Annotated in this window: 25 protein-coding genes; 18 read left to right on the forward strand and 7 right to left on the reverse strand. The window is 60.5% G+C overall.

Annotated features, from left to right (window positions below; translation table 11 throughout):
* Positions 1-94: 94 nt before the first annotated feature.
* From AB9L16_RS15435 to AB9L16_RS15455, 5 genes are all read left to right on the forward strand, one after another.
* Complete coding sequence (locus tag AB9L16_RS15435; RefSeq protein ID WP_375122346.1) at positions 95-856, forward strand: gamma-glutamyl-gamma-aminobutyrate hydrolase family protein; 762 nt, start codon at positions 95-97, stop codon at positions 854-856.
* A 369-nt stretch (positions 857-1,225) separates the two neighbouring features.
* Complete coding sequence (gene potA / locus AB9L16_RS15440; protein ID WP_024013333.1) at positions 1,226-2,368, forward strand: polyamine ABC transporter ATP-binding protein; 1,143 nt, start codon at positions 1,226-1,228, stop codon at positions 2,366-2,368.
* Positions 2,365-3,279, forward strand: coding sequence for an ABC transporter permease subunit (locus AB9L16_RS15445; RefSeq protein WP_024013334.1), 915 nt, complete (start codon positions 2,365-2,367; stop codon positions 3,277-3,279). Before potA ends, AB9L16_RS15445 begins: the two co-directional genes overlap by 4 nt.
* Positions 3,276-4,148 (forward strand): ABC transporter permease subunit, encoded by an 873-nt coding sequence (locus tag AB9L16_RS15450; RefSeq protein WP_150634995.1) that lies wholly within the window; start codon positions 3,276-3,278, stop codon positions 4,146-4,148. The genes AB9L16_RS15445 and AB9L16_RS15450 overlap by 4 nt, the downstream gene beginning before the upstream one ends.
* 195 nt (positions 4,149-4,343) lie before the next feature.
* Entirely contained in the window at positions 4,344-5,441 is a 1,098-nt protein-coding gene (locus AB9L16_RS15455; RefSeq protein WP_375122347.1) for a polyamine ABC transporter substrate-binding protein, read from the forward strand.
* Positions 5,442-5,685: 244 nt separating this feature from the next.
* Here AB9L16_RS15455 and thpR read toward each other — a convergent pair whose 3' ends face one another.
* Positions 5,686-6,225 carry an RNA 2',3'-cyclic phosphodiesterase gene (gene thpR, locus AB9L16_RS15460; RefSeq protein WP_375122348.1) on the reverse strand — a complete coding sequence of 180 codons (540 nt, stop codon included), beginning with the start codon at positions 6,223-6,225 and terminating at the stop codon, positions 5,686-5,688.
* Positions 6,226-6,332: 107 nt separating this feature from the next.
* Here thpR and AB9L16_RS15465 point away from each other — a divergent pair, with 107 nt between their 5' ends.
* Positions 6,333-6,527 carry a hypothetical protein gene (locus tag AB9L16_RS15465; protein ID WP_024013337.1) on the forward strand — a complete coding sequence of 65 codons (195 nt, stop codon included), beginning with the start codon at positions 6,333-6,335 and terminating at the stop codon, positions 6,525-6,527.
* A 124-nt stretch (positions 6,528-6,651) separates the two neighbouring features.
* On the opposite strand, the gene AB9L16_RS15470 is transcribed toward AB9L16_RS15465, so the two are convergent.
* The gene (locus AB9L16_RS15470) at positions 6,652-7,794 is read right to left on the reverse strand and encodes an HlyD family secretion protein (RefSeq protein ID WP_375122349.1); all 1,143 of its coding nucleotides are present in this window, start codon (positions 7,792-7,794) and stop codon (positions 6,652-6,654) included.
* Positions 7,791-9,446: an MFS transporter gene (locus AB9L16_RS15475; protein ID WP_056789076.1), complete on the reverse strand. Its 1,656-nt coding sequence runs from the start codon at positions 9,444-9,446 to the stop codon at positions 7,791-7,793. Before AB9L16_RS15475 ends, AB9L16_RS15470 begins: the two co-directional genes overlap by 4 nt.
* A gap of 309 nt (positions 9,447-9,755) precedes the next feature.
* Here AB9L16_RS15475 and AB9L16_RS15480 point away from each other — a divergent pair, with 309 nt between their 5' ends.
* The 6 genes from AB9L16_RS15480 (at position 9,756) to AB9L16_RS15505 (ending at position 16,002) form a co-directional block, all read left to right on the forward strand.
* The gene (locus AB9L16_RS15480; RefSeq protein WP_016775185.1) at positions 9,756-11,051 is read left to right on the forward strand and encodes an OprD family porin; all 1,296 of its coding nucleotides are present in this window, start codon (positions 9,756-9,758) and stop codon (positions 11,049-11,051) included.
* A 272-nt stretch (positions 11,052-11,323) separates the two neighbouring features.
* Positions 11,324-12,148, forward strand: a complete 825-nt coding sequence (locus AB9L16_RS15485) for an NAD(P)-dependent oxidoreductase (RefSeq protein WP_236168613.1) — start codon at positions 11,324-11,326, stop codon at positions 12,146-12,148.
* A gap of 44 nt (positions 12,149-12,192) precedes the next feature.
* On the forward strand, positions 12,193-13,086 hold the full coding sequence (locus AB9L16_RS15490) for an SMP-30/gluconolactonase/LRE family protein (RefSeq protein ID WP_252884424.1): 894 nt from the start codon (positions 12,193-12,195) through the stop codon (positions 13,084-13,086).
* Positions 13,087-13,147: 61 nt separating this feature from the next.
* Entirely contained in the window at positions 13,148-14,119 is a 972-nt protein-coding gene (locus AB9L16_RS15495; RefSeq protein ID WP_375122350.1) for a TRAP transporter substrate-binding protein, read from the forward strand.
* Between the two features lie 75 nt (positions 14,120-14,194).
* A complete protein-coding gene (locus AB9L16_RS15500; RefSeq protein WP_056789065.1) occupies positions 14,195-14,722 on the forward strand; it encodes a TRAP transporter small permease in 528 nt (175 codons plus the stop codon).
* Complete coding sequence (locus tag AB9L16_RS15505) at positions 14,722-16,002, forward strand: TRAP transporter large permease (protein WP_016775191.1); 1,281 nt, start codon at positions 14,722-14,724, stop codon at positions 16,000-16,002. The genes AB9L16_RS15500 and AB9L16_RS15505 overlap by 1 nt, the downstream gene beginning before the upstream one ends.
* 85 nt (positions 16,003-16,087) lie before the next feature.
* Here the strand turns inward: AB9L16_RS15505 and AB9L16_RS15510 are convergent, their stop codons facing one another.
* From AB9L16_RS15510 to AB9L16_RS15520, 3 genes are all read right to left on the reverse strand, one after another.
* Positions 16,088-16,888 (reverse strand): sulfite exporter TauE/SafE family protein, encoded by an 801-nt coding sequence (locus AB9L16_RS15510; protein WP_236168611.1) that lies wholly within the window; start codon positions 16,886-16,888, stop codon positions 16,088-16,090.
* 10 nt (positions 16,889-16,898) lie between these two features.
* Positions 16,899-18,143 carry an FAD-dependent oxidoreductase gene (locus AB9L16_RS15515; RefSeq protein WP_375122351.1) on the reverse strand — a complete coding sequence of 415 codons (1,245 nt, stop codon included), beginning with the start codon at positions 18,141-18,143 and terminating at the stop codon, positions 16,899-16,901.
* 166 nt (positions 18,144-18,309) lie between these two features.
* A complete protein-coding gene (locus tag AB9L16_RS15520; protein ID WP_016775194.1) occupies positions 18,310-18,651 on the reverse strand; it encodes a helix-turn-helix transcriptional regulator in 342 nt (113 codons plus the stop codon).
* Between the two features lie 92 nt (positions 18,652-18,743).
* On the opposite strand from AB9L16_RS15520, the gene AB9L16_RS15525 reads away from it, so the two are divergent.
* On the forward strand, positions 18,744-19,607 hold the full coding sequence (locus AB9L16_RS15525; protein WP_375122352.1) for an MBL fold metallo-hydrolase: 864 nt from the start codon (positions 18,744-18,746) through the stop codon (positions 19,605-19,607).
* 87 nt (positions 19,608-19,694) lie between these two features.
* On the opposite strand, the gene bkdR is transcribed toward AB9L16_RS15525, so the two are convergent.
* Positions 19,695-20,183, reverse strand: coding sequence for a Bkd operon transcriptional regulator BkdR (bkdR, locus tag AB9L16_RS15530; protein WP_039762201.1), 489 nt, complete (start codon positions 20,181-20,183; stop codon positions 19,695-19,697).
* 185 nt (positions 20,184-20,368) lie between these two features.
* Between bkdR and AB9L16_RS15535 the strand changes: the two genes are divergently transcribed.
* The 5 genes from AB9L16_RS15535 (at position 20,369) to AB9L16_RS15555 (ending at position 26,584) form a co-directional block, all read left to right on the forward strand.
* Positions 20,369-21,604 (forward strand): 3-methyl-2-oxobutanoate dehydrogenase (2-methylpropanoyl-transferring) subunit alpha, encoded by a 1,236-nt coding sequence (locus AB9L16_RS15535; protein ID WP_095182010.1) that lies wholly within the window; start codon positions 20,369-20,371, stop codon positions 21,602-21,604.
* 1 nt (position 21,605) lies between these two features.
* Positions 21,606-22,664 carry an alpha-ketoacid dehydrogenase subunit beta gene (locus tag AB9L16_RS15540; RefSeq protein ID WP_003224000.1) on the forward strand — a complete coding sequence of 353 codons (1,059 nt, stop codon included), beginning with the start codon at positions 21,606-21,608 and terminating at the stop codon, positions 22,662-22,664.
* Positions 22,665-23,939: a dihydrolipoamide acetyltransferase family protein gene (locus AB9L16_RS15545; RefSeq protein ID WP_095182011.1), complete on the forward strand. Its 1,275-nt coding sequence runs from the start codon at positions 22,665-22,667 to the stop codon at positions 23,937-23,939.
* Positions 23,940-23,945: 6 nt separating this feature from the next.
* Positions 23,946-25,319 carry a dihydrolipoyl dehydrogenase gene (gene lpdA, locus AB9L16_RS15550; protein ID WP_375122353.1) on the forward strand — a complete coding sequence of 458 codons (1,374 nt, stop codon included), beginning with the start codon at positions 23,946-23,948 and terminating at the stop codon, positions 25,317-25,319.
* A gap of 245 nt (positions 25,320-25,564) precedes the next feature.
* Positions 25,565-26,584, forward strand: a complete 1,020-nt coding sequence (locus tag AB9L16_RS15555) for a branched-chain amino acid aminotransferase (protein ID WP_016775201.1) — start codon at positions 25,565-25,567, stop codon at positions 26,582-26,584.
* Positions 26,585-26,669: the final 85 nt, after the last annotated feature.

Below are 26,669 nucleotides of genomic sequence, written 5' to 3' on the forward strand. Positions count from 1 at the left end.
TTTAGAATTTTTTACATGACAGTTGTTAATTAAAATCAACGAGGCTAAGCTCCGGAAAAGCTCGTTCAAGTGACAGACTTCGAGGTGAATAAAAATGGCATTCAAGCCATTGATCGGCGTTACTGCGTGCGTCAAACAGATTGGCCTGCACCCCTATCACATCAGCGGCGACAAGTACGTACGTGCTGTCAGCGTTGGCGCTGAAGGGTTGCCAGTGGTCATTCCTTCCCTCGGCAACTTGACTGAAATCGAAGACCTGCTCGGTCAACTCGACGGTTTTTTGCTTACCGGCTCGCCCTCGAACGTGGAGCCCTTCCACTATCAAGGCCCGGCCAGCGCCCCCGGCACGGATCACGATCCGGCCCGCGACGCCACCACCCTTCCTTTATTGCGTGCAGCCATCGCGGCGGGCGTTCCGGTGCTCGGCATCTGCCGTGGTTTCCAGGAGATGAATGTGGCGTTCGGCGGCAGCCTTCATCAAAAGGTGCATGAGCTGCCCGGCATGCTCGACCACCGCGAAGCCGACAGCCCGGATGTGGCCGTGCAATATGCACCGGCCCATGCGGTCAGCGTGATCGCTGGCGGCGTGTTCGAAGCGTTGGGGCTGCCCGACAAATTTCAGGTCAATTCGATTCACAGCCAAGGCATCGACCGCCTCGCTCCCGGCCTGCGTGCTGAAGCCGTGGCGCCGGACGGTTTGATCGAGGCGATCTCGGTCGAGCACAGCCCGACCTTCGCCCTCGGCGTGCAATGGCACCCGGAATGGCAAGTGCTGGACAACCCGAACTACCTGAAGATTTTCCAGACGTTCGGCGCAGCGTGCCGGCAACGGGCGGCGAAGCGCAACCAACGCTGACTCAACCCAAGAATCCATAACGATTTACTGCCCCCACGGACGTCGGGTGTGCCTGCGCACATCCGTCATTCGTGAACAGCGACACCCGTAATAACAACAAGTACGACCCAGGCAGCCAGGACGGCGGCGCCGAACAAGCCGGATCGGTACGGACAAAGGCCACTCAGGTCAACGCATATCCCCTGTGGGAGCGAGCCTGCTCGCGAAAGCGGTGTATCAGCAAACGATGATGTCGACTGACACTCCGTATTCGCGAGCAGGCTCGCTCCCACAGGTTCTGCGCCAGCTGACAGGCATTCCGGACCGTTCCGCAATCCACTTAAGCCCGGCCACATTGGCCAGGCACACGACACCTGTTGGGAGTTTCACATGGCAAACGCCTCCAGCACTTACCGCAAGGCACTCGAAGGTCAGCAGCAACCGAAAAAGGTGCTGGTGAAAGTCGATCGTGTCACCAAGAAGTTCGACGAAACCGTGGCCGTGGACGATGTGTCCCTGGAGATCCATCAGGGCGAAATCTTCGCGCTGCTGGGCGGTTCCGGTTCGGGAAAATCGACTCTGCTGCGCATGCTCGCCGGTTTCGAGCGGCCGACCGAGGGGCGGATTCTGCTCGATGGCGTGGACATCACCGACATGCCGCCGTACGAGCGGCCGATCAACATGATGTTCCAGTCCTACGCGCTGTTCCCGCACATGACCGTGGCGCAGAACATTGCCTTCGGCCTCAAGCAGGATCGTTTGCCGGCCAGCGAAATCGATGCCCGCGTCGAAGAAATGCTGCGTCTGGTGCACATGACCCAATACGCCAAACGCCGCCCGCACCAGTTGTCTGGCGGCCAGCGGCAGCGCGTGGCCCTCGCCCGCTCGTTGGCCAAACGGCCAAAACTGTTGCTGCTCGACGAGCCGATGGGCGCGCTGGATAAAAAGCTGCGTTCGCAGATGCAGCTTGAGCTGGTGGAAATCATCGAGCGCGTTGGCGTGACCTGCGTCATGGTCACCCACGACCAGGAAGAAGCCATGACCATGGCCCAGCGCATTGCGATCATGCACTTGGGCTGGATCGCGCAGATCGGCAGCCCGGTGGACATTTATGAAGCGCCGGTCAGCCGCATGGTCTGCGAATTCATCGGCAACGTGAACGCCTTCGACGGCACCGTGGTGGAAGATCTGGAAGGCCACGCGATCATTCACAGCCCCGACTTGCAGCAGAAGATCTATGTCGGTCACGGCGTCAGCACGTCGGTGCAGGACAAGTCGATCACTTACGCCATTCGCCCGGAAAAAATGCTCGTCAGCACCACCCAACCGGAGTTCCGCTACAACTGGTCCGAAGGCAAGGTCCACGACATCGCCTACCTCGGCGGCCATTCGGTGTTCTACGTCGAGCTGCCCGGCGGCAAGATCGTCCAGTCGTTCATGGCCAATGCCGAGCGGCGTGGCGCGCGGCCGACCTGGGACGACAAAGTCTACGTCTGGTGGGAAGACGACAGCGGCGTGGTGCTGCGCTCATGAGAACTTTCAATCAGCAATTCTTGCGGCTGGTGCCCAGCGGACGAAAACTGGTGATCGGCATTCCGTTCATCTGGCTGTTCCTGTTCTTCATGCTGCCGTTCTTTCTGGTGATGAAGATCAGCTTCTCGGAAGCCGCGCTGTCGATCCCGCCGTACTCGGAGATCTACACCTTCGCCGAACAGAAATTCCAGCTGCTGCTGAACATCGGCAACTACACCCTGCTCGGCGAAGACGAGCTGTACCTGTCGGCGTACCTCGGCTCGCTGAAAGTCGCGGCATTGAGCACGCTGATGTGCCTGGTGATCGGTTTTCCGATGGCTTACGCGATCACCAAGACCGGCAAGGAAACGCAAAACGTCCTGCTGCTGTTGATCATGATGCCGACCTGGACGGCGATCCTGATCCGCGTGTATGCGTGGATGGGCATCCTCAGCAACAACGGTCTGCTCAACGGGTTCCTGATGTGGACCGGGCTCACCGACCACCCGATCGAGATCCTCAACACCAACACTGCCGTCTATATCGGTGTGGTTTACGCGTATCTGCCGTTCATGGTTCTGCCGCTCTATGCCAACCTGGTCAAGCACGACAACAGCCTGCTGGAAGCCGCGCAGGATCTGGGTTCGAGCAACTTCAACAACTTCTGGAAGATCACCGTGCCGCTGGCCAAGAACGGCATCATTGCCGGCTGCATGCTGGTGTTCATTCCGGTGGTCGGCGAGTTCGTGATTCCGGAACTGCTGGGTGGCCCGGAGACGCTGATGATCGGTCGCGTGCTGTGGCAGGAGTTCTTCAATAACCGCGACTGGCCGGTGGCTTCCGCGCTAGCGGTGGTGATGCTGTTGATCCTGATTGTGCCGATTCTGCTGTTCAACCGCAGCCAGGCCAAAGAGATGGAGGCACGGGGATGAAACGCTTCAATTTTTCCAAGTTCATGCTGATCTTCGGCTTGATGTTCATTTATCTGCCGATGCTGATTCTGGTGATCTACTCGTTCAACGCCTCGAAGCTGGTGACGGTGTGGGGTGGCTGGTCAGTGAAGTGGTATGTCGGCCTGCTCGACAACACGCAACTGATGGGCTCGGTGCTGCGCTCGCTGGAGATCGCCTGCTACACCGCGATTGCCGCTGTGGCACTGGGGACGCTGGCGGCGTTCGTGCTGACGCGGGTGACGCGCTTCAAGGGCCGCACGCTGTTCGGCGGCCTGGTGACCGCGCCGTTGGTGATGCCGGAAGTGATCACCGGTCTGTCGCTGTTGCTGCTGTTCGTGGCGATGGCGCAACTGATCGGCTGGCCGCAGGAGCGCGGCATCGTCACCATCTGGATCGCCCACACCACGTTTTGTGCAGCCTATGTCGCGGTGGTAGTCTCCGCGCGCCTTCGCGAGCTGGATCTGTCGATCGAAGAAGCGGCGATGGACCTCGGCGCCAAACCATTCAAAGTGTTTTTCCTGATCACCATTCCCATGATCGCGCCGTCACTGGCCGCCGGCGGAATGATGTCGTTTGCCTTGTCGCTGGACGATCTGGTGCTGGCGAGTTTCGTTTCCGGGCCGGGCTCGACGACGCTGCCGATGGAAGTGTTCTCGGCGGTGCGTCTGGGTGTGAAACCCGAGATCAACGCCGTGGCCAGCCTGATTCTACTGGCGGTATCGCTGGTGACTTTCCTCGTCTGGTATTTCGGCCGCAAGGCAGAGGCGAACCGCAAACGGGCGATTCAGGAAGCGATGGATCAGACGGCGAGCGAGTCGTGGCAACAGCCGGCAACGGCGACTGCCTGAGCAACACCGATGAACAACTGTGGCGAGGGGATTTATCCCCGTTGGGCTGCGAAGCGGCCCCTGCAGTTCTACCTGAAGACTCCGTATTCAGGTTTTGCGACTGCTACGCAGCCGAGCGGGGATAAATCCCCTCGCCACAAGGTTCAAGTGCACCGAGCTTTTGTGTTTTTGAATAAGAAGAAGGGAGTTGTACCGATGAAAATGTTTGGCAGGACTCTGCTGACACTGTCCTTAATGGGCGCAATGGTCATGGGCGCCCAGGCCAACGACAAGGTGCTGCGTGTTTACAACTGGTCCGATTACATCGCGCCGGACACCGTGAAGAAATTCGAAGACGAGACCGGCATTCGCGTGACCTACGACGTCTTCGACAGCAACGAAACCCTTGAAGCGCGCCTGCTCGCAGGCAAATCCGGCTATGACATCGTCGTGCCGTCGAACAGTTTCCTGGCCAAGCAGATCAAAGCCGGCGTCTACCAGCCGCTGGACAAGTCGAAGCTGCCGAACTGGAAGAATCTCAACCCGGTATTGCTGAAAAACGCTTCCGCCAGTGATACGGACAACGCGCATGCGTTCCCGTACATGTGGGGCTCGATCGGCATCGGTTTCAACCCGGCGAAGGTCAAGGAAGTGCTCGGCGCCAACGCCCCGACCAACTCCTGGGACTTGCTGTTCAAACCGGAGAACGCGAAAAAACTCAAAGCCTGCGGCATCAGCTTCCTCGATTCGCCGACCGAGATGCTCCCGGCCGCCCTGCACTACCTGGGCTATCCGGTGAACGACAAGGACAAGGCGCACATCGCCGAAGCCGAAGCGCTGTTCATGAAAATCCGCCCTTACGTGGCGTACTTTCATTCCTCGAAGTACATCTCCGATCTGGCTAACGGCAACATCTGCGTGGCGGTCGGTTACTCCGGCGACGTCCTGCAGGCCAAGGCCCGCGCGGTGGAATCGGGCAACAACGTGGTGATCGACTACAGCATTCCCAAGGAAGGCGCCGGCAGTTTCTACGACATGGTCGCCATCCCCCGTGATGCGGCGAACGTCGACAACGCCTACCTGTTCATGGATTTCCTGATGCGCCCGGACATCATCGCCGAAGTCACCAACAGCATCGGCTACAGCAACGCCAACGCAGCGGCCACGCCACTGGTGGACGAAGCGATCCGCAACGAACCGGGCTCGTATCCGTCGCAAGCGGTGATGGCGACTTTGTATGCAGTGCCGGATCAGCCGATTGCCACACAGCGGATCATGACGCGCGGCTGGACGCGGGTGAAGCTTGGTAAATAAAAACACCGATGATCAAAATGTGGGAGCGAGCCTGCTCGCGAAGGCGTCGTGTCAGGCGATTGAGATGCCGCATGTGCCGACCCTTTCGCGAGCAGGCTCGCTCCCACAATGAAGCAATGCAGTGCTGAAAATTTTCCGTTCACGCAGCGCCTTACCACCGCTGCACCCTGCTCTGAACGGCCTCACCCGGCTCCCTCGGCTCGGGTGAATTTGCAGGCGCCTTCGGGCGCCTTTTTTTGTCCGTTCAGATCAGCGGCCAGTCCTGCACAACTCGATAGCGGCCCTTGTGCGATTCGAATAAGCCGAAGCGTTCAGGGCGCAGGAAAAACTCCGGCGGCGTGCGCGCTTCCGGCTCCGGCGCGCGGTACTCGCGGGCCAGCGTCAAGTGCGGACGGAACTCGTGGGTGGGTTGTTCAAAACCGAACGGCAGCATCGCCTGCTCCAGCGCGTAAACCAGGCGCAACAGCGCCGGCGGTGCCTGCTCGGGCGCCAGCGACAGCACACCGGCGCGATGCCAGACCTGCAAGCGATCCAGCTCAATACGCAACGTTTCGCCCGGAATACGCACACTGCCCGCTGCTTCGCAGACGCCGTGAATCTGCGCCAACGGCACCGCACCGAGGAACAGCAGAGTCAGATGAAAGTTATCCGCCGGCACCGGTTTGCCGCTGCGCAGGCCCAGTTCCGCGCGCCACTGGGCGATTGCCTTGCGCTGCGCTGGCGGGCAGTCCAAAGCGAAAAACAGCCGTTTCGACGGTTCATCCCTGCGCACTTCATCCATCATCGCCCTGCCCCCTTGTTCGTCATGATCGCGCCGATTCTACACAGCCTGTTCTGACGACTCGCGACAGGAAGCTATAGTTCAGGGATTGCCATCAACCGGAGGCTGCCATGCGCGAGATCCTCAGCAAAGAACCTTGGTGGGCCCGGCCACCACATCCCGGACAGGACGAAAGCGAACTGGAATGGGGTTGGCTGGTGCATTACAGCGAAGGCGAACCGCGTTTCGAATTCGTTCGCGAGAGGCCCAGCGACGAGCAGATTCGCAACCGCAAAAGTTGCCGGGTCACCCCCTCGCCCGAGTGAATAGAGCCCGTGAGCGCTACCCTGTGGGAGCGAGCCTGCTCGCGAAAGCGGTGTGTCAGATAAAGAAATGTTACTGATACGACGCTTTCGCGAGCAGGCTCGCTCCCACAGGGTTATGCATTGATCAGTGGGGTTGGGTGTCGCCGGCGGCGGTGTCGATGCTGACAACAACTGACATCCCCGGCCGCAAGCGTTCTGCTTCCTGCTGATCGGGATCGATAGTGATGCGCACCGGCACGCGCTGGGCGATCTTGACGAAGTTGCCGGTGGCGTTGTCGGCCTGCAGCAAGGCAAATTCCGAGCCGGTGCCCGGCGAAATATGCTGCACATGGCCGGTGAATCTGCGGTGGTTCAAGGCGTCGACGGTGAAGCGCACCGGTTGCCCGACACGTACGTTGGCCATCTGGGTTTCCTTCATGTTGGCGATCACCCATTTCTGGTCCGGGACCAACGCCATCAACTGCGCGCCGGAGTTGACGTAGGCGCCGAGGCGCACGCCGATCTGCCCGAGCTGGCCGTCGCGCGGGGCGACAATCCGCGTGTTCGACAGATCGATGCGTGCCAGTTGCACCGCCGCTTCGGCACTGGCCACGGCGGCCTCCAGCGAGCCGCGATTGACGATCACCGTTTGCAGATCCTGCCGGGCGATTTCCAGATTGGCCTTGGCCTGCGCCACAGAAGCCGTGCTCTGCGCGTTGGCAGCAAGGGTCACGTCGAACTCGCGCTTGGACACCGAGCCGTCGCGCACCAGTTCCTGATTACGCCGCAGATCGGCCTCGCTCTTGCGCAACTGCGCCTGGCTGTCGGCGAGCACCGCCTGGCGCAATTTGATCATCGCTTCAGCGCTGTTGCGTTGCTGCACGACGTTGGCCAGCCCGGCCTTCTGCACCGCCAGTTGTGCCAGGGACTGGTCGAGGCGTTGCTGATAAATGCGGTCGTCCAGACGCACCAGCAGATCCCCGGCCTTGACGTACTGGAAGTCCTGCACCGGCACCTCGAACACATAGCCGCTGAGCTGCGGGCCGATGATCGTCACCTGCCCGCGCACCAAGGCGTTTTCGGTGGTTTCGACCGCACTGCTGAACGGCGGCAGTTGCCACGCATACAGCACGATCAGGACACCGACGATGGCGATTGCGGCAAAGCCCAGCGAAGATATGATCCGCACCCGCAGCGAACGCGGCGCAGTGTTCGGCGACGATGGCGGCGCTTCCCCTTCAGGCGTGGCGGCGATGGCATTGGTGGTTGTGGTGGTCGGTTCGGTCATGAAGAAGTGGCACCGCTGGGTGGTACGGAAGGTGTCGGTTCAATGGCTTTGGTGGTGCTCATCAGCCACAACGCGCGAATCGAAAGCCAGATCATGGTCAGGACGGCAATGACCGCGATCAGCATGAAGACATCGTTATAGGCCAGCACGTTCGCTTCGCGTGTCGCCGCATTGGCGAGGCTGCGCATGCCGGCCAGATTGCGCAGGCTCGGATCGGCGAGCAAACCGCCGTAGGCCGAACCGCCGCTCTGCACGCGCGCCGCCACCAACGGATCGGACATCACCAGATGATCGACGATGTGGCTGGAATGGTACTTCTCCCGCACGATCTGAAAAGTGCCAAGCAACGCCGCGCCGAGCAGCCCGCCGAGGTTATTGCAGATCCCGAACAGCACGGAAAAACTCACCAGGTTGCGCGGATTGGTCAGCACGTTGCGCGTGCCGAAGACCATGGTCGGGCCGAGAAAAAACGTACTGCCGAACGCCAGCAGGAACTGGCTGAAGTAGAGATTTTGCGGGCGTGTCAGGTTGTTGGAAAAACTGTCCATCACCGAACCGGTGGCCATCAGCGCCAGCGAGATGATCAACGGCATCAGCAAGTGTTTGGGGTCGATGGTCAACGCGCTGGTGGCAAGCCCGGCGATACTGCCGATCAGCATCACCACGTACAGACTGTGCAACTGCTCATAGCCCATGTTGAGGTTCTGCATGAAACCGACCGCGCCGGTGGATTGCTCCGAGGTGACCATGCGAATCAGGGTCACCGCCAGCGCCAGGCGAATCATCGTTCCGCTGCCCAGCCAGCGGGTCATCAACATCGGGTTGCTGCGATTGTGCTCAATGGCCAGGCCCATAATGATCAGCGCGATCGAACAGGCCAGCGCCACGCCGATCCAGTCCGCCTCCAGCCACCAGTCGATCCGCCCCAGCGACAGCACCGCGCACAACAACGCCACACCGGTGGCGAGAATGGCGAAGGTCAGGAAGTCGAGTTTTTCGAAGGTCTTGAAGCGGTCACCGGGCGGCAGCTTCAGCAGCAACACACAGCCGAGTGACAGCAGGGCCATGCCCAATTCGAACAGGTACAGACCGCGCCATTCGGCGATCTGCAACAGGTCTTCGGAGAACAGCCGCGCCAGCGGCAACGCCAATTGCGACGTGCCGAGGCCGAGCACCAGCGCTTTGAGCCGCCACTTCGCCGGGAACGCCTGGACCATGTAATACAGACCCAGCGAGCTCAGCGCCGCACCGACCATGCCGTGGGCAGCCCGCACCGCCACTGCCGAGTTGAGATCGTTGACGAACAAATGGCCGAAGGTCACCAGCGCATACAGCACCAGAAACACTTCGGTGAACGCGCGCAAGCCGAACTGCTGGCGAAACTTCACCAACAGCAGGTTCATCGACACGTTGGTCATCACGTACGCCGCCGGCAACCAGGCCATTTCCGCCGTGGTCGCGCCGAGCGAGCCTTGCAGGTAAGGCAGGTTGGCAACCACCAGCGAGTTTCCCAGCCCACCGGTCACCGCCACCAGCACGCCAACCGCCGCGTACGCCAGGCGCTTGGGCGTGGAGTGCAGCGGTGTCGACGGAGAACCGGGCAGGCTGGGCTTTTCGTGGGGTTGCCAGTTGCGCGGGGCGTATTTATCCATGAATCGGCCTGGTGCTGGGGGTGGAGGAAGTTTGCCGCAATTTCACGGGCAACACACGACTCGACAGACACCAAGGAACCCTGTGGGAGCGAGCCTGCTCGCGAAAGCGCTGTGTCAGTCGACAACTTCATTGATTGAAAGTCCGCATTCGCGAGCAGGCTCGCTCCCACATGGGTTCGGCGTCGCATGGGAGGTCATCGTATAACTTCCAGTTGACAATCCCTGAAAATCTGGGAAATATCCGCATCGATGTTGTACGACGACGTATGACAAATAATAAAAACAACAAACGATCCAGGGAGCGTCACAGTGAGCCCACTCGCCCGCAATTCCGTCCGCCCTTCACGTTTTGCCCATTTCAAGCCGCGTTCGACCCTCAGCCTGATCGGTTGCAGCAGTCTAGCCCTGGCCCTGCCCATGAGCGCTGATGCCGAAGGCTTCCTCGACGACAGCAAAGCCACGCTGAACCTGCGCAACGCCTACTTCAACCGCAACTTCGTCAACCCGGCCTATCCGCAGGGCAAGGCTGAAGAGTGGACGCAGAGCTTCATTCTCGACGCCAAATCCGGCTTCACCCAAGGCACCGTCGGCTTCGGCCTCGATGTGCTCGGGCTGTATTCGCAAAAGCTCGATGGCGGCAAAGGCACTGGCGGTACGCAGTTGTTGCCGATTCATGATGACGGTCGCCCGGCCGACAATTTCGGTCGCCTCGGCGTGGCGCTGAAAGCCAAGGTCTCGAAGACCGAATTGAAGGTCGGCGAATGGATGCCGGTATTGCCGATCCTGCGCTCCGACGACGGCCGCTCCCTGCCGCAGACCTTTCGCGGTGGCCAGATCACGTCCACTGAAATCAACGGCCTGACCGTGTACGGCGGCCAGTTCCGTGGCAACAGCCCGCGCAACGACGCGAGCATGGAAGACATGTCGATGAACGGCCGCGGTGCGTTCACCTCCGATCGTTTCAACTTCGGCGGCGGCGAATACAGCTTCAACGAAAAACGCACGATGGTCGGCGTGTGGTACGCCGAGCTCACCGACATCTATCAGCAGCAGTATTTCAACCTCAGCCACAGCCAGCCGATGGGCGACTGGACGCTGGGCGCCAACCTCGGTTTCTTCACCGGCAAGGAAGACGGCAGCGCTCAGGCCGGCGACCTCGACAACAAGACCGCGTTCGCCCTGCTCTCGGCGAAATATGGTGGCAATACCTTCTACGTCGGCCTGCAGAAACTCACCGGCGACGATGCCTGGATGCGCGTCAACGGCACCAGCGGCGGTACCTTGGCCAACGACAGTTACAACGCCAGTTATGACAACGCCAAAGAGCGCTCCTGGCAGGTGCGTCACGACTACAACTTCGTTGCGCTGGGCGTGCCTGGCCTGACCCTGATGAACCGCTACATCAGCGGCGATAACGTGCACACCGCCACCACCAATGACGGCAAGGAATGGGGCCGCGAATCGGAACTGGCCTACACCGTGCAGAGCGGCCCGCTGAAGAACCTCAACGTGAAATGGCGCAACGCGACCATTCGCCGGGACTTCAGCACCAACGAATTTGACGAGAACCGGATTTTTATCAGCTATCCGATTTCGTTGTTGTAACGGTTGGCGGTTTGCCCTGTGGGAGCGAGCCTGCTCGCGAAAGCGCCGGACCAGTCGACTTGTTCTGACTGGCACACCGCCTTCGCGAGCAGGCTCGCTCCCACAAGGGGATTGCATTGCAAGTCAGGTATAGGGTGTTGAGAAAATGAATCGCCCCTTCCGTCATCTACACCAAAAGTCGCGTTGACAAGATCCGGAAACCCTACCGATACTTCAGCGCAGTCATACGACAACCTACAACAAACCTAATAACAATGTGTTCAGGGATTGCCATGACGTCTATTTCTACCCCCCGCGCTCCTTTCAATCGCCTGCTGCTGACCGGTGCCGCCGGCGGCCTGGGCAAAGTGTTGCGCGAACGCCTGCGCCCTTACGCTAACGTGCTGCGCCTGTCCGACATCGCCGCCCTCGCCCCGGCCGTCGATGATCACGAAGAAGTCGTGCTCTGCGACCTCGCCGACAAGCAAGCCGTGCATCAACTGGTCGAAGGAGTCGATGCGATCCTGCATTTCGGCGGCGTTTCGGTTGAGCGGCCGTTCGAAGAAATCCTCGGCGCCAACATCTGCGGCGTGTTCCACATTTACGAAGCGGCACGCAAGCATGGTGTGAAGCGGGTGATCTTCGCCAGCTCCAACCACGTCATCGGTTTCTACAAACAGGACGAGAAACTCGACGCCATATCTCCACGCCGCCCCGACGGTTACTACGGCTTGTCCAAGTCCTACGGCGAAGACATGGCCAGTTTCTACTTCGATCGCTACGGTATCGAAACCGTCAGCATCCGCATCGGCTCCTCGTTCCCCGAACCGCAGAACCGCCGGATGATGCACACCTGGCTGAGCTTCGACGATCTCACGCAACTGCTCGAACGCTCGCTGTACACCCCAAATGTCGGCCACACCGTGGTCTACGGCATGTCCGCCAACAAAGACGTCTGGTGGGACAACCGCTACGCCAGCCACCTCGGTTTCGAAGCCAAGGACACCTCGGAAGTGTTCCGCGACAAGGTCGAAGCGCAACCGATGCCAGCCGACGATGATCCGGCGCGGATCTATCAGGGCGGCGCCTTCGTCGCAGCAGGCCCGTTTGGCGATTGATCGCTCGACTTGATCCCCCTCCAATAAAAACCAAGGGAATGAGTATGCAAGCCGAATTGATCGTCGACGCCCGCAACGCGGTCGGTGAAAGCCCGGTCTGGGTGCCGCAGGAAAACGCCCTGTACTGGGTCGATATTCCCAACGGCGGGCTGCAACGCTGGAGCGCTGACACCGGGCACGTCGCCTCGTGGAAAGCCCCGCAAATGCTCGCCTGCATCACCCGCCACCGCAGTGGCGGCTGGGTCGCCGGCATGGAAAGCGGTTTCTATCGCCTGCACCCGCACAGCGACGGCAGCCTCGACAGCGAATTGCTCGCCACCGTCGGGCACAGCCGCGCGGACATGCGCCTCAACGACGGTCGCTGCGATCGCCAAGGGCGTTTCTGGGCCGGCAGCATGGTGCTGAATATGGGCCTGAACGCGCCTGAAGGCCGGCTCTATCGCTACGGCGCCGGGCAGACTGGCGTGATCGAAGCGCAGCTGGATGGCTTCATCGTACCCAACGGCCTCGCCTTCAGCCCCGACGGCAAAACCATGTATCTGTCGGATTCGCACCCCAATGTGCAACTGATCTGGGCCTTCGATTACGACACCGAGACCGGCACGCCATCGAATCGCCGAATCTTCGTCGACATGAATCACTTCCCCGGCCGCCCCGATGGCGCTGCCGTGGATGCCGAAGGCTGCTACTGGATCTGCGCCAACGACGCCGGCCTGATTCACCGCTTCGCTCCGGACGGTCGTCTGGATTTTTCACTGGAAGTACCGGTGAAGAAACCGACCATGTGTGCCTTCGGCGGCAGCAACCTGGACACCTTGTTTGTCGCCTCGATTCGCCCCGGCGATGACCACGATCCGCAATCCCTGGCCGGCGGCGTGTTCGCCCTGAAGCCAGGCGTCAAAGGCCTCGCCGAACCGCAATTCAACGATTTGCTTTAGACCCTCTGCTGCACCGCTGCGCCTTGAACACAAAAATAACAAGACTGGAGACTCACCCCTCATGAACTTCAAACGCACCTTGCTCGCCGCTGCACTCCCGCTGATGTTCACCTTTGCTGGTGGCGCTCAGGCACTGGAACTTAAAGTCGCCGACATCCACCCCAAGGGTTATCCCACCGTGGAAGCCGAAGAAAGCATGGGCAAGACCCTGACCAAGGAAACCAACGGCGAGCTGACCTTCCAGTACTTCCCGGGCGGAGTGCTCGGTTCCGAGAAGGAAGTCATCGAGCAGATGCAATTCGGCGCGATACAGATGTCTCGCGTCAGCCTGGGTATCGTCGGCCCTATGGTGCCGGATGTGAACGTCTTCAACATGCCGTTCATTTTCCGCGACCAGCAACACATGCGTAACGTCATTGATGGCCCGGTGGGCGATGAGATTCTCGACAAGATCACCAACTCCGAATTCAAATTAGTGGCCCTGGCGTGGATGGACGGCGGTACGCGCAACATCTACACCAAAAAACCGGTGCGCAAGCTCGAAGACCTCAAGGGCATGAAAATTCGCGTGCAAGGCAACCCGATGTTCATCGAAATGATGAACGCCATGGGTGCCAACGGTATCGCCATGGACACCGGCGAAATCTTCAGCTCCCTGCAGACCGGCGTGATCGACGGCGCGGAAAACAACCCGCCGACCCTGCTCGAACACAACCACTTCCAGAACGCCAAGTTCTACAGCCTGACCGGTCACCTGATCCTGCCGGAGCCGATCGTGATGTCGAAAATCACCTGGGAAAAACTCACTCCGGATCAACAGCAACTGGTGAAAAAAGCCGCCAAGGCTGCCCAGGCTGAAGAGCGCGTACTGTGGGACAAGAAGTCCGCTGCCAGTGAAGAAAAACTCAAGGCCGCTGGCGTCGAGTTCATCACCGTTGACAAGAAACCCTTCTACGAAGCCACCGCCTCGGTTCGCGAGAAATACGGCGCGCCTTATGCCGATCTGATCAAAAAGATCGAAGCCGTTCAGTAACACTTCCCGCTCCGTACTCATGAAAAAGGCCCGGCGCGCCAGCGGTTCAGGCGCGCCCGGTTACGGTGGAACCCGATGAAGAATCTGCTGCTGCGTATCAACGACAAGATCTACATGACGTGCATCTGGGTCGCCGGCCTTTCCGTCCTGGCGATTTCCCTGATGATTCCCTGGGGCGTCTTCGCCCGCTACGTGCTCGGCACCGGTTCGAGCTGGCCTGAGCCCACGGCGATCCTGCTGATGATGGTGTTCACCTTCATCGGCGCCGCCGCCAGTTACCGCGCCGGTGCGCACATGGCCGTGGCCATGCTCACCGACCGCATGCCACCGCAGCTGAAATCCGCAGCAGCGATTTTTTCGCAACTGCTGATGGCGGCAATCTGCATCTTCATGACCATCTGGGGCACCAAGCTGTGCATCTCCACCTGGAACCAGTTCATGGCCGCCCTGCCCGATCTGCGCGTTGGCGTGACCTATCTGCCGATCCCCGTGGGCGGCCTGCTGACGCTGATTTTTGTTCTGGAAAAACTCTTGCTCGGTGACCAGAGCAAACGGCGGGTCGTGCAGTTCGACCTGGTTGAAGAAAGTGAAGGTGCCGCTTAATGGACGCTCTGATTCTGCTGGGCAGTTTTATCGTATTGATCCTGATCGGCATGCCGGTCGCCTACGCGTTGGGCGCCGCTGCGCTGATCGGCGCATGGTGGATCGACATCCCGTTCCAGGCGGTGATGATCCAGGTCGCCTCGGGGGTGAACAAATTCTCGCTGCTGGCCATTCCGTTCTTCGTCCTCGCCGGTGCGATCATGGCCGAGGGCGGCATGTCACGGCGGTTGGTGGCGTGTGCCGGGGTACTGGTGGGATTCGTCCGCGGTGGCCTGTCCCTGGTCAACATCGTTGCCTCGACGTTCTTCGGCGCGATCTCCGGTTCTTCGGTGGCCGACACCGCGTCGGTAGGCTCGGTGCTGATCCCGGAAATGGAACGCAAGGGCTATCCACGGGACTTCTCCACCGCCGTGACCGTCAGCGGTTCTGTGCAAGCCCTGCTGACCCCGCCAAGCCATAACTCGGTGCTCTACTCCCTGGCCGCTGGCGGTACGGTGTCGATCGCTTCGCTGTTCATGGCCGGCATCGTCCCGGGCCTGCTGATGAGCGCCTGCCTGATGGTGCTGTGCCTGATCTTCGCGAAAAAGCGCAACTACCCCAAGGGCGAAGTGATTCCGATGCGCCAGGCGCTGAAGATCGTCGGCGAAGCCCTGTGGGGCATGATGGCGATGGTGATCATCCTCGGCGGCATTCTCTCGGGTATTTTCACCGCCACTGAATCGGCGGCCATCGCGGTGCTGTGGTCATTCTTCGTGACCATGTTCATCTACCGCGACTACAAATGGAGCGAGCTGCCCAAGCTGATGCACCGCACGGTGCGCACCATCTCCATTGTGATGATCCTGATCGGTTTCGCCGCCAGCTTCGGCTACATCATGACCCTGATGCAGATCCCGGCGAAGATCACCACGCTGTTCCTGACCCTGTCGGACAACCGCTACGTGATCCTGATGTGCATCAACGTGATGTTGCTGCTGTTGGGCACGGTGATGGACATGGCGCCGCTGATCCTGATCCTCACGCCGATCCTGATGCCAGTGATCATGGGCATCGGTGTCGATCCGGTGCAGTTCGGCATGATCATGCTGGTCAACCTGGGGATCGGATTGATAACACCGCCGGTGGGCGCTGTGCTCTTCGTCGGCTCGGCGGTGGGCAAGGTCAGTATCGAAAGCACCGTAAAAGCGCTGCTGCCGTTCTATGGCGTGCTGTTCCTGGTGCTGCTGCTGGTGACCTACGTTCCAGCGATTTCGCTGTGGCTGCCGCACCTGGTGTTGTAACCCGCTGAAAAGATCGCAGCTCCTGCAGGAATCGCATACCCCTGTAGGAGCTGTCGAGTGCAACGAGGCTGTGATCTGTTGATCTTCACGCCCGCACCAACATGTACCCCGCCACCACCAGACAGACACTGGCAAACCCCACCTGCAACGCCCGCGCCGGCACCTGCGCGCACAGCCTGCGACCGACGATCATGCCAACGATGCTGGCGACAATGAACGCCGCACCCTGGCTGTCAATGCGCACACCCGCATGAAACGCGCCGATCACCCCGATCGCGGAAATCAGACTGATCACCATCAACGACGTCGCAACGATGCCGCGCATCTGCACATCGGTCAGTTGCTTGAACGCCGGCACGATCAGAAAGCCGCCGCCGACGCCGAGTAAACCCGAAACCACGCCGGTAATCGCGCCCAGTGCAGCCAGAGTGGCGGTGCATTTGGCGGTCCAGTCGAAGCGCCCGGTCTGCTCGTTGAGCATGCAGTTTTTCTGGCCCCAACTGGCGTGGCCGTGATCGCTCGGCCCCGCTTGCTGACGGTCCTTTCTGAACATTCGCCACGCGACCAGAACCATCAGCAGGCTGAACAGCATCATCAGAATCTTTTCCGGCAACTGATGCGCGAAGTAGATCCCCAGCGGCGAAAACACTGCGCCCAACGCGGCGATCAACAGCGCCGCGCGGTAACGGACCAGGCCATGGCGCAAACCGTCGATCGCACCGACCGCTGCCGCGCTGCCGACCGCAAACAAGGCCACCGGCGCCGCTTGCGTCATCGTCCAGCCGAGCCCGAGCACCAGCGCCGGCACCGCGAGAATCCCGCCGCCCGCGCCGGTCAGGCCGAGGACCAAACCCATCACCACTCCAAACAGACTTGCCAGCAACATAGGAGTTTTCTCAGTCGACCCTGGACAGACGCGTCAGCCACTCGCGGCCCTTGAGCATGCCGTGCCAGTAGAACCACGGCAGCAGCGTCGCCTTCAGCCACCATGCCGAACGGCGGGCCACGGTCGGGTCCAGCGGGAAGGTCGGCAGCAGTTTGCCGCCATAGCCGAACTCGGCGAGGATCACCTTGCCCTTCTCCACCGTCAGCGGGCAGGAACCGTAGCCGTCGTACCTGAGCGGCAGCGGCTGTTGTTTGCGCGCTGCCAGCAGGTTCTGCGCAACGACGACAACCTGCTTGCGCACCGCTGCGGCAGTTTTCGCATTGCTGGTGCCGCAGATATCGCCCAGTGCGAACACCTCGGGATAGCGCGGATGCTGCAAGCTGTGTGGATCGACTTCGCACCAACCGCCGGCATCGGCCAGCGCACTCTGTGCGATGAAATCCGGCGCGACTTGTGGCGGCACGACGTGGAGCAGATCAAAGGTTTTCGCGACCCGGCTGATGTTGCCATCGGCGCCCTTGACTTCAAACCACGCGGTTTTTGCCGGGCCGTCGACCTTGACCAGATTCGAGTTGAACGCCAGTTGCGCGTCGTACTGTTCGATGTACTTCATCAACGGCGGCACGAAGGTCGGCACGCCAAACAGCGCAGCGCCAGCGAGATTGAATTCAACCTTGATGTCTTTCAGCACGGCGGATTTGCGCCAGTGATCGCAAGACAGGTACAGGGCTTTTTGCGGCGCGCCGGCGCATTTGATCGGCATCGCCGGCTGGGTGAACAGCGCCCGGCCATCGCGCAGTTTCTGCACTTGATCCCAGGTGTACGGGGCGTGTTGATAGCTGTAGTTGGAAGTGACGCCGTGCTGACCGAGGCTTTCCTGCAAGCCTTCGATTTTCTCCCAGGCCAGGCGCAGGCCGGGGCAGACGATCAGGTTTTGATAGCTGACGGTGCGCTGGTCGTCGAGGGTGAGTTGGCGGCTTTGCGGGTCGATGGCGCTGACACTGGCCTGAATCCACGTCGCCTGACGCGGCATGACTTTGCTCATCGGCCTGACGGTGTCTTTCACATCAAACGCACCACCGCCGACCAGCGTCCACGCCGGTTGATAGTAGTGCTGTGAACTCGGTTCGATCACGGTGACTTGGAGCTGCGGGTCACGCTTGAGCAGGCTGGCGACAAAACCGATGCCGGCCGTGCCACCGCCGATGACCACGATGTCCGCACTGATGGATAGGCCCCAGTGTTGATCGTTCATTGCTTGTTCCTTTTGCTGCACGCAAGGATTTTTTGGCTCACCACAACAACCAATGTGGGAGCGAGCCTGCTCGCGAAAGCGGTGGCTCAGTCAACTATTCGTCGGCTGACACGCCGCCTTCGCGAGCAGGCTCGCTCCCACAGGAGATGTTTGTGAGGGCTGGCATTTATGGCTGTTCCCAGCTCTTGAGTACCGCTCCGCAATACAGCCCCGAGAGGGTTTTCATCACCTGGATCACTTCGTGACTGGCCAGGCCATAGAAAATGTATTTGCCTTCGCGGCGGGTCGCGACCAGGCCTTCATCGCGCAAGATGCCCAGTTGCTGGGACAGCGTCGGCTGGCGTACGCCGGTCATTTTTTCCAGTTCGCCGACGTTGCGTTCGCCTTGGGTCAGTTGACAGAGGATCAACAGGCGATCCTCATTGGCCAGGGCTTTGAGCAAGGCGCAGGCTTTGGACGCCGAGGCGCGCAGTTGGGCGACTTCACATTCGGTCAGACTGGATTGCATTTGCACGAGGCCTTGAAGGTCACTTAAGCTGCGAACATTATGTTTTTACATAAAGTGTTGCAACCCGAAATTACCCAGCACAGGTTTTCGCCATGCCCGCCCTGATTGAAGCGTTCCTCGACCCCGCCTCCTCGACCTACAGCTACGTGGTCTACGAAGCCGACGGCGGCCAGTGCGCGATCGTCGACCCGGTGCTCGATTACGATGGCGCCGCCGGGCGCACCGGCACGGCGCAGGCGGACAAGATCATCGCCTTCGTCCGAGCGCATCGCTTGCAGGTGCAATGGCTGCTGGAAACCCACGCCCACGCCGATCACCTCTCCGCCGCGCCGTACCTGCGTCGAGAACTGGGCGGCAAGATCGCCATCGGTGAATCGATCAGCAAAGTGCAGAATGTGTTCAAGGCGCTGTTCAATCTGGAGCCGGAATTTTGCGTCGATGGCTCGCAGTTCGATCACCTATTCGCGCCGAACGAGTCGTTCATGATCGGCAATCTCAAGGCCACCGCCCTGCACGTCCCCGGCCATACGCCAGCGGACATGGCCTACCTGGTCGACGGCGAACAGATCCTCGTCGGCGACACGCTGTTCATGCCCGATGTCGGCACCGCGCGCTGTGATTTCCCTGGCGGCAATGCGCAGCAATTGTTCAAGTCGATCCAGAAGCTGTTGGCTTTTCCGGCGAGCGTGAAGCTTTACGTTTGCCACGATTACCCACCCGAAGGCCGCGCCTCGCAGTGCCAGACCACTGTCGGCGAACAGCGCAAAAGCAATATTCATGTGCATGACGGGATCGATGAAGCGGCGTTCGTCGAGATGCGCACGACACGTGACGCTGGGTTAGGCATGCCGACGTTGCTGCTGCCGGCGATTCAGGTGAACGTACGGGCGGGGAATCTGCCGGCGCCTGAGGACAACGGCGTGGTTTACCTGAAGATTCCGCTCAACAAACTTTAACGTCAAAAGATCGCAGCCTTCGGCAGCTCCTACATTTGGAATACGGTGCAACTGTAGGAGCTGCCGAAGGCTGCGATCTTTTGATCTTCAGGTTCCCAACGTCAATCCATTAGCCGGCAACGGCAACGCGGTCTTATAACGCACCTGCTTCAGCGCAAAGCTCGATCGGATGTTCGCCACCCCCGGCACCTTGGTCAGAAAATCCATCATGAAGCGTTCCAGCGACTGGATGCTCGGCACAAGCACGCGAATCAGATAATCCGGATCACCCGCCATCAAGTAGCACTCCATCACCTCAGGCCGATCAGAAATCGCTTCCTCGAAATGCTGCAACGCCTCCTCTACCTGCTTTTCCAGGCTGACGTGAATGAACACGTTCACGTGCAGCCCCAGCAGATCGGCATCCAGCAGCGTGACCTGCTCGCGAATCAGACCCAATTCTTCCATGGCCTTGACCCGGTTGAAGCATGGCGTGGGTGACAGGTTCACCGAGCGGGCGAGGTCGGCGTTGGTGATGCGCGCATTCTCCTGAAGGCTGTTGAGAATGCCGATGTCGGTACGGTCCAGTTTGCGCATGAGACAAAACCACCTGTTTTTTATGTTTATGCAGAATTTCTATCTGCAAATGGTCGCCAGCGCAACGAAACACAGAGAAATATTCTTCTTGGCCACGCCTATGATTGTTGTAGGACAAGATTTCCCCTACCCGGGAATGACTGCCAGCTCACTACAAGAAATTCACAAGATCGAGCGTAGAAGCCATGACCCAAGCGTATGAACCGCTGCGCCTGCACGTCCCTGAACCCTCGGGCCGTCCCGGCTGCAAAACCGATTTTTCCTACCTGCATTTGACCGATGCCGGTACGGTGCGCAAACCTCCTGTCGATGTAGAACCTGCCGATACCGCCGACCTCGCCCGTGGCCTGATTCGCGTGCTCGACGATCAGGGCAACGCCCTCGGCCCGTGGGCCGAAAACGTGCCGGTCGAGATCCTGCGCAAAGGCATGCGCGCGATGCTCAAGACGCGCATCTACGACAACCGCATGGTTGTCGCCCAGCGGCAGAAAAAGATGTCGTTCTACATGCAGAGCCTTGGCGAAGAAGCCATCGGCAGCGCCCAGGCGTTGGCGCTGAACATCGACGACATGTGCTTCCCGACCTACCGCCAGCAAAGCATCTTGATGGCCCGTGATGTGCCGCTGGTGGACCTGATCTGCCAGTTGCTGTCCAACGAGCGCGATCCGCTCAAGGGCCGCCAGTTGCCGATCATGTACTCGGTCAAGGACGCTGGCTTCTTCACCATTTCCGGCAACCTCGCCACCCAATTCATTCAGGGCGTCGGCTGGGGCATGGCCTCGGCGATCAAGGGCGATACGAAAATCGCCTCGGCGTGGATCGGTGACGGCGCCACTGCCGAATCGGACTTCCACACCGCCCTCACCTTCGCCCACGTTTATCGCGCGCCGGTGATCCTCAATGTCGTGAATAACCAGTGGGCGATTTCCACCTTCCAGGCCATCGCCGGCGGTGAAGCCACGACTTTCGCCGGACGCGGCGTCGGTTGCGGCATCGCCTCGCTGCGTGTCGACGGCAACGATTTCTATGCGGTCTACGCCGCTTCCGCCTGGGCTGCCGAACGCGCCCGGCGTAACCTCGGCCCGACCATGATCGAATGGGTCACCTACCGCGCCGGCCCGCACTCGACCTCCGACGACCCATCGAAATACCGCCCTGCCGATGACTGGAGCCACTTCCCGCTCGGCGATCCGATCGCGCGTCTGAAACAGCACCTGATCAAGGTCGGTCACTGGTCGGAGGAAGAGCACACCGCCGTCAGCGCTGAACTTGAAGCCGAAGTGATCGCCGCGCAGAAACAGGCCGAACAGTACGGCACCCTCGCCGGCGGTCAGATTCCAAGCGCCGCGACCATGTTCGAAGACGTCTACAAAGAGATGCCGGAGCACTTGAAGCGCCAGCGTCAGCAGTTGGGGATCTGACATGAACGATCACAACAACAATATTCAGTTGGAAACCGCCATGACCACGACCACCATGACCATGATCCAGGCCCTGCGCTCGGCCATGGATGTGATGCTTGAGCGTGATGACAACGTCGTCGTCTTCGGCCAGGACGTCGGTTACTTCGGCGGTGTGTTCCGCTGCACCGAAGGCCTGCAGACGAAGTACGGCACCTCGCGGGTGTTCGACGCACCGATTTCGGAAAGCGGCATCGTCGGCGTGGCTGTCGGCATGGGCGCTTACGGACTGCGCCCGGTCGCCGAAATCCAGTTCGCCGACTACGTCTACCCCGCCTCCGACCAGATCATTTCCGAAGCGGCGCGTCTGCGTTATCGCTCGGCTGGCGAATTCACCGCACCGATGACCCTGCGCATGCCTTGCGGCGGCGGCATCTACGGCGGCCAGACCCACAGCCAGAGCATCGAGGCGATGTTCACTCAGGTCTGCGGTCTGCGCACGGTCATGCCGTCCAACCCGTACGACGCCAAAGGCCTGCTGATCGCCTCCATCGAAAACGATGACCCGGTGATCTTCCTTGAGCCGAAACGCCTGTACAACGGCCCGTTCGATGGCCATCACGACCGCCCGGTAACCCCGTGGTCGAAACATCCGCAAGCCCAGGTGCCGGACGGTTACTACACCGTGCCGCTGGACGTTGCCGCGATCACTCGCCCGGGCAAGGACGTGACCGTGCTGACCTACGGCACCACCGTCTACGTATCGCAAGTCGCTGCCGAAGAATCCGGCGTCGATGCCGAAGTCATCGACCTGCGCAGCCTGTGGCCGCTGGACCTGGAAACCATCGTCAAGTCGGTGAAGAAAACCGGCCGCTGCGTGGTGGTACACGAAGCCACCCGCACCTGCGGTTTCGGCGCCGAATTGGTGTCGCTGGTGCAAGAGCATTGCTTCCATCACCTGGAAGCGCCGATCGAACGCGTCACCGGTTGGGACACTCCCTACCCGCACGCGCAGGAGTGGGCGTATTTCCCAGGGCCGTCCCGCGTGGGCGCGGCGTTGAAACGGGTCATGGAGGTCTGAATGGGCACGCACGTTATCAAGATGCCGGACATCGGCGAAGGCATCGCAGAAGTAGAACTGTCGCAGTGGCACGTTAAGGTTGGCGATCTGGTGGTTGAAGACCAGGTGCTGGCGGATGTCATGACCGACAAGGCGATGGTCGATATTCCGTCGCCGGTACACGGGAAAGTGATTGCGCTCGGTGGTCAGCCGGGTGAAGTCATGGCGGTTGGCAGTGTGCTGATCAGCATCGAGGTTGAAGGTGCCGGCAACCTTAAAGAGTCCGCCGCACCCGCGCCTGTCACACAAGCACCGGCTGCGCCGAAAGTTGAGACCGCTGTCGAAAGCAAACCCGCCGCAGCCGCCGCACCACGTCCGGCTGCCGTTTGCCAGGGTCCGATGGTCGCTCGCGAAGCGGATGAACGCCCGCTAGCCTCGCCAGCCGTGCGCAAACATGCGCTGGATCTGGGCATTCAATTGCGCTTGGTGCGCGGTTCCGGCCCGGCCGGTCGCGTGTTGCACGAAGACCTTGAAGCCTATCTGGCGCAAGGTCAGTCGAACGCTTCGGCGCCGGCCGCTGCCGCTTATGCCCAGCGCCACGACGAAGAACAGATTCAAGTGATCGGCATGCGCCGCAAGATCGCCCAGCGCATGCAAGATGCTACTCAGCGTGCCGCGCACTTCAGTTATGTCGAGGAAATCGACGTCACCGCGATCGAAGAACTGCGTGCGCATCTGAATGAAAAACATGGCGCCAGCCGTGGCAAGTTGACCTTGTTGCCGTTCCTTGTTCGCGCGCTGGTGGTGGCCCTGCGCGACTTCCCGCAAATGAACGCCCGATACGACGACGAAGCGCAAGTCATTACCCGCCTGGGCGCGGTGCATGTCGGCGTCGCCACGCAAAGCGATGTCGGCCTGATGGTGCCCGTGGTGCGTCACGCCGAAGCGCGCAGCCTGTGGGACAGCGCCGCGGAAATTTCGCGTTTGGCCAACGCCGCGCGCAATGGCAAGGCCAGCCGCGATGAGCTGTCCGGTTCGACCATCACTCTGACCAGCCTCGGCGCATTGGGCGGCATTGTCAGCACGCCGGTGCTGAACCTGCCGGAAGTGGCCATTGTCGGCGTGAACAAAATTGTCGAGCGGCCAATGGTGGTCAAAGGCCAAGTGGTGATCCGCAAGATGATGAACCTCTCCAGCTCCTTCGATCACCGCGTGGTCGACGGCATGGACGCGGCGCTCTTCATTCAGGCCATTCGTGGCTTGCTCGAACAACCCGCTACCTTGTTTGTGGAGTAAGCCCGAATGCAGACTTTGAACACCACGCTGCTGATTATCGGCGGCGGCCCCGGCGGTTACGTCACGGCGATCCGCGCCGGGCAATTGGGTATTCCTACCATTTTGGTCGAAGGCCAATCGTTGGGCGGTACCTGCCTGAATATCGGCTGCATTCCGTCGAAAGCGCTGATTCATGTGGCTGAGCAGTTCCACCAGACGCAGCATCACAGCCAGCATTCGGCGTTGGGCATCAGCGTTGCCGCGCCGACTCTGGATATCAGCAAAAGCGTCGAGTGGAAGGATGGCATCGTTGATCGCCTGACCACTGGCGTCGCCGCGCTGCTGAAGAAAAACAAGGTTCAGGTCATCAATGGCTGGGCGAAAGTCATCGACGGCAAAACCGTGGAAGTCGCCGATACCCGCATCCAGTGCGAGCACTTGGTACTGGCCACCGGTTCGACCAGCGTCAACCTGCCGATCCTGCCGATTGGCGGGCCGATCATCTCCTCCACCGAAGCGCTGGCGCCAACGGCTGTGCCGAAGCGTCTGGTGGTGGTCGGCGGTGGTTACATCGGCCTGGAGCTGGGCATCGCTTATCGCAAGCTCGGCGCCGAGGTCAGCGTGGTCGAAGCACAGGACCGCATCCTGCCGGCCTATGACGCGGAGCTGACACAACCGGTCCACGACGCGCTGAAGCAGTTGGGCGTGAAGCTGTACCTCAAGCACAGCGTGCTCGGTTTCGACGGCACGTTGCAGGTGCGCGATCCCGAAGGCGAAACCCTCAATCTGGAAACCGATCAGGTACTGGTTGCCGTCGGCCGCAAACCCAATACGCAGGGCTTCAATCTCGAAGCGCTGAATCTGGACATGAACGGTTCGGCGATCAGGATCGACAGCCGTTGCCAGACCAGCATGCGCAACGTCTACGCCATTGGCGATGTGAGCGGCGAACCGATGCTGGCCCACCGCGCCATGGCTCAGGGCGAAATGGTTGCCGAGTTGATCAGTGGCAAGAGCCGTGAGTTCAACCCGACCGCCATCGCCGCCGCGTGCTTTACCGACCCGGAACTGGTGGTGGTCGGCACAACCCCGGACGAGGCCAAGGCTGCGGGGCTGGACTGCATCGTTTCCAGCTTCCCGTTCGCCGCCAACGGCCGGGCGATGACCCTGGAATCGAAAAGCGGCTTCGTTCGCGTGGTCGCACGTCGCGACAATCATCTGATTGTCGGTTGGCAAGCGGTGGGCGTTGGGGTTTCCGAACTGTCGACGGCTTTTGCGCAGAGCCTGGAAATGGGCGCGCGACTGGAAGACATCGGCGGCACCATTCATGCGCACCCAACCTTGGGCGAAGCGGTGCAGGAAGCGGCGTTGCGGGCGCTGGGGCATGCGCTGCATCTGTGACAGTTGCAGCTGAATGCCGCTGTGGCGAGGGGATTTATCCCCGCTGGGTTGCGCAGCAACCGCAAAATCTGCCACCGCCGGGCGTCAGATATCTGAGCCAAAGGGGCCGCTTCGCAGCCCAGCGGGGATAAATCCCCTCGCCACAAGCTGCGAAACCGCTCAAGAATGAAGTATTGTTGTGCCCATCCAAAAAAACGTCAGAAGCCTTGAACCGTTTCGGCGGTTGTTCAGTGATAGAGGGTGTCATGGGTAACGAAAGCATCAATTGGGACAAGCTGGGTTTTGACTACATCAAGACCGACAAGCGCTATCTGTCGTACTTTCGCGATGGCGAGTGGGACAAAGGCACCCTGACCGAAGATAACGTCCTGCACATCAGCGAAGGCTCCACCGCCCTTCACTATGGTCAGCAGTGCTTCGAAGGCATGAAGGCCTATCGCTGCAAGGACGGCTCGATCAACCTGTTCCGCCCGGACCAGAACGCCCTGCGCATGCAACGCAGCTGCGCGCGTCTGCTGATGCCGACGGTCGACACCGAGCAGTTCATCGAAGCCTGCAAAGCCGTGGTCCGCGCCAACGAGCGTTTCATCCCGCCTTACGGCACTGGCGGCGCGCTGTACCTGCGTCCGTTCGTGATCGGCGTGGGTGACAACATCGGCGTGCGCACTGCGCCCGAGTTCATCTTCTCGATCTTCTGCATCCCGGTCGGCGCCTACTTCAAGGGCGGCCTGACCCCGCACAACTTCCAGATCTCCAGCTACGACCGCGCGGCCCCGCAAGGCACCGGTGCGGCCAAGGTCGGTGGCAACTACGCCGCCAGCCTGATGCCGGGCTCGAAAGCCAAGAAGGCCAACTTCGCCGACGCGATCTACCTCGATCCGATGACCCACACCAAGATCGAGGAAGTCGGTTCGGCCAACTTCTTCGGGATCACCCACGACAACAAGTTCGTCACCCCGAACTCGCCATCGGTCCTGCCAGGCATCACCCGCCTGTCGCTGATCGAACTGGCCAAATCGCGTCTGGGCCTGGAAGTGGTTGAAGGCGACGTGCTGATCGACAAGCTTTCGGACTTCAAGGAAGCCGGTGCCTGCGGTACCGCTGCGGTGATCACGCCGATTGGCGGCATCAGCTACAACGACCACCTGCATGTGTTCCATAGCGAAACCGAGGTAGGCCCGGTAACCCAGCAGCTCTACAAAGAGCTGACTGGCGTGCAGACCGGCGACATCGAAGCGCCAGCGGGCTGGATCGTCAAGGTTTGATCTGACGACTGCTGATGCTCAAAAGCCCTCCACCGAGTGATTGGTGGGGGGCTTTTTTGTAGGGCTGGGCTCTGGTGTCGTATTG

It is taken from the genome of Pseudomonas sp. LW8, from assembly GCF_041956865.1.
Classification (GTDB): Bacteria; Pseudomonadota; Gammaproteobacteria; order Pseudomonadales; family Pseudomonadaceae; genus Aquipseudomonas; species Aquipseudomonas siliginis.

Excerpts from the sequence above, each read along its gene's own strand:
- AB9L16_RS15520 (WP_016775194.1), bottom strand. The coding sequence starts at position 18,651 with ATGCAATCCAGTCTGACCGAATGTGAAGTCGCCCAACTGCGCGCCTCG.
- AB9L16_RS15495 (WP_375122350.1), top strand. The coding sequence starts at position 13,148 with ATGAACTTCAAACGCACCTTGCTCGCCGCTGCACTCCCGCTGATGTTC.
- AB9L16_RS15435 (WP_375122346.1), top strand. The coding sequence starts at position 95 with ATGGCATTCAAGCCATTGATCGGCGTTACTGCGTGCGTCAAACAGATT.
- potA (WP_024013333.1), top strand. The coding sequence starts at position 1,226 with ATGGCAAACGCCTCCAGCACTTACCGCAAGGCACTCGAAGGTCAGCAG.
- AB9L16_RS15445 (WP_024013334.1), top strand. The coding sequence starts at position 2,365 with ATGAGAACTTTCAATCAGCAATTCTTGCGGCTGGTGCCCAGCGGACGA.
- AB9L16_RS15500 (WP_056789065.1), top strand. The coding sequence starts at position 14,195 with ATGAAGAATCTGCTGCTGCGTATCAACGACAAGATCTACATGACGTGC.
- AB9L16_RS15540 (WP_003224000.1), top strand. The coding sequence starts at position 21,606 with ATGAACGATCACAACAACAATATTCAGTTGGAAACCGCCATGACCACG.
- bkdR (WP_039762201.1), bottom strand. The coding sequence starts at position 20,183 with ATGCGCAAACTGGACCGTACCGACATCGGCATTCTCAACAGCCTTCAG.
- AB9L16_RS15450 (WP_150634995.1), top strand. The coding sequence starts at position 3,276 with ATGAAACGCTTCAATTTTTCCAAGTTCATGCTGATCTTCGGCTTGATG.
- AB9L16_RS15555 (WP_016775201.1), top strand. The coding sequence starts at position 25,565 with ATGGGTAACGAAAGCATCAATTGGGACAAGCTGGGTTTTGACTACATC.
- AB9L16_RS15485 (WP_236168613.1), top strand. The coding sequence starts at position 11,324 with ATGACGTCTATTTCTACCCCCCGCGCTCCTTTCAATCGCCTGCTGCTG.
- AB9L16_RS15470 (WP_375122349.1), bottom strand. The coding sequence starts at position 7,794 with ATGACCGAACCGACCACCACAACCACCAATGCCATCGCCGCCACGCCT.
- AB9L16_RS15510 (WP_236168611.1), bottom strand. The coding sequence starts at position 16,888 with ATGTTGCTGGCAAGTCTGTTTGGAGTGGTGATGGGTTTGGTCCTCGGC.
- thpR (WP_375122348.1), bottom strand. The coding sequence starts at position 6,225 with ATGATGGATGAAGTGCGCAGGGATGAACCGTCGAAACGGCTGTTTTTC.
- AB9L16_RS15545 (WP_095182011.1), top strand. The coding sequence starts at position 22,665 with ATGGGCACGCACGTTATCAAGATGCCGGACATCGGCGAAGGCATCGCA.
- AB9L16_RS15475 (WP_056789076.1), bottom strand. The coding sequence starts at position 9,446 with ATGGATAAATACGCCCCGCGCAACTGGCAACCCCACGAAAAGCCCAGC.
- lpdA (WP_375122353.1), top strand. The coding sequence starts at position 23,946 with ATGCAGACTTTGAACACCACGCTGCTGATTATCGGCGGCGGCCCCGGC.
- AB9L16_RS15525 (WP_375122352.1), top strand. The coding sequence starts at position 18,744 with ATGCCCGCCCTGATTGAAGCGTTCCTCGACCCCGCCTCCTCGACCTAC.
- AB9L16_RS15465 (WP_024013337.1), top strand. The coding sequence starts at position 6,333 with ATGCGCGAGATCCTCAGCAAAGAACCTTGGTGGGCCCGGCCACCACAT.
- AB9L16_RS15455 (WP_375122347.1), top strand. The coding sequence starts at position 4,344 with ATGAAAATGTTTGGCAGGACTCTGCTGACACTGTCCTTAATGGGCGCA.
- AB9L16_RS15490 (WP_252884424.1), top strand. The coding sequence starts at position 12,193 with ATGCAAGCCGAATTGATCGTCGACGCCCGCAACGCGGTCGGTGAAAGC.
- AB9L16_RS15515 (WP_375122351.1), bottom strand. The coding sequence starts at position 18,143 with ATGAACGATCAACACTGGGGCCTATCCATCAGTGCGGACATCGTGGTC.
- AB9L16_RS15535 (WP_095182010.1), top strand. The coding sequence starts at position 20,369 with ATGACCCAAGCGTATGAACCGCTGCGCCTGCACGTCCCTGAACCCTCG.
- AB9L16_RS15505 (WP_016775191.1), top strand. The coding sequence starts at position 14,722 with ATGGACGCTCTGATTCTGCTGGGCAGTTTTATCGTATTGATCCTGATC.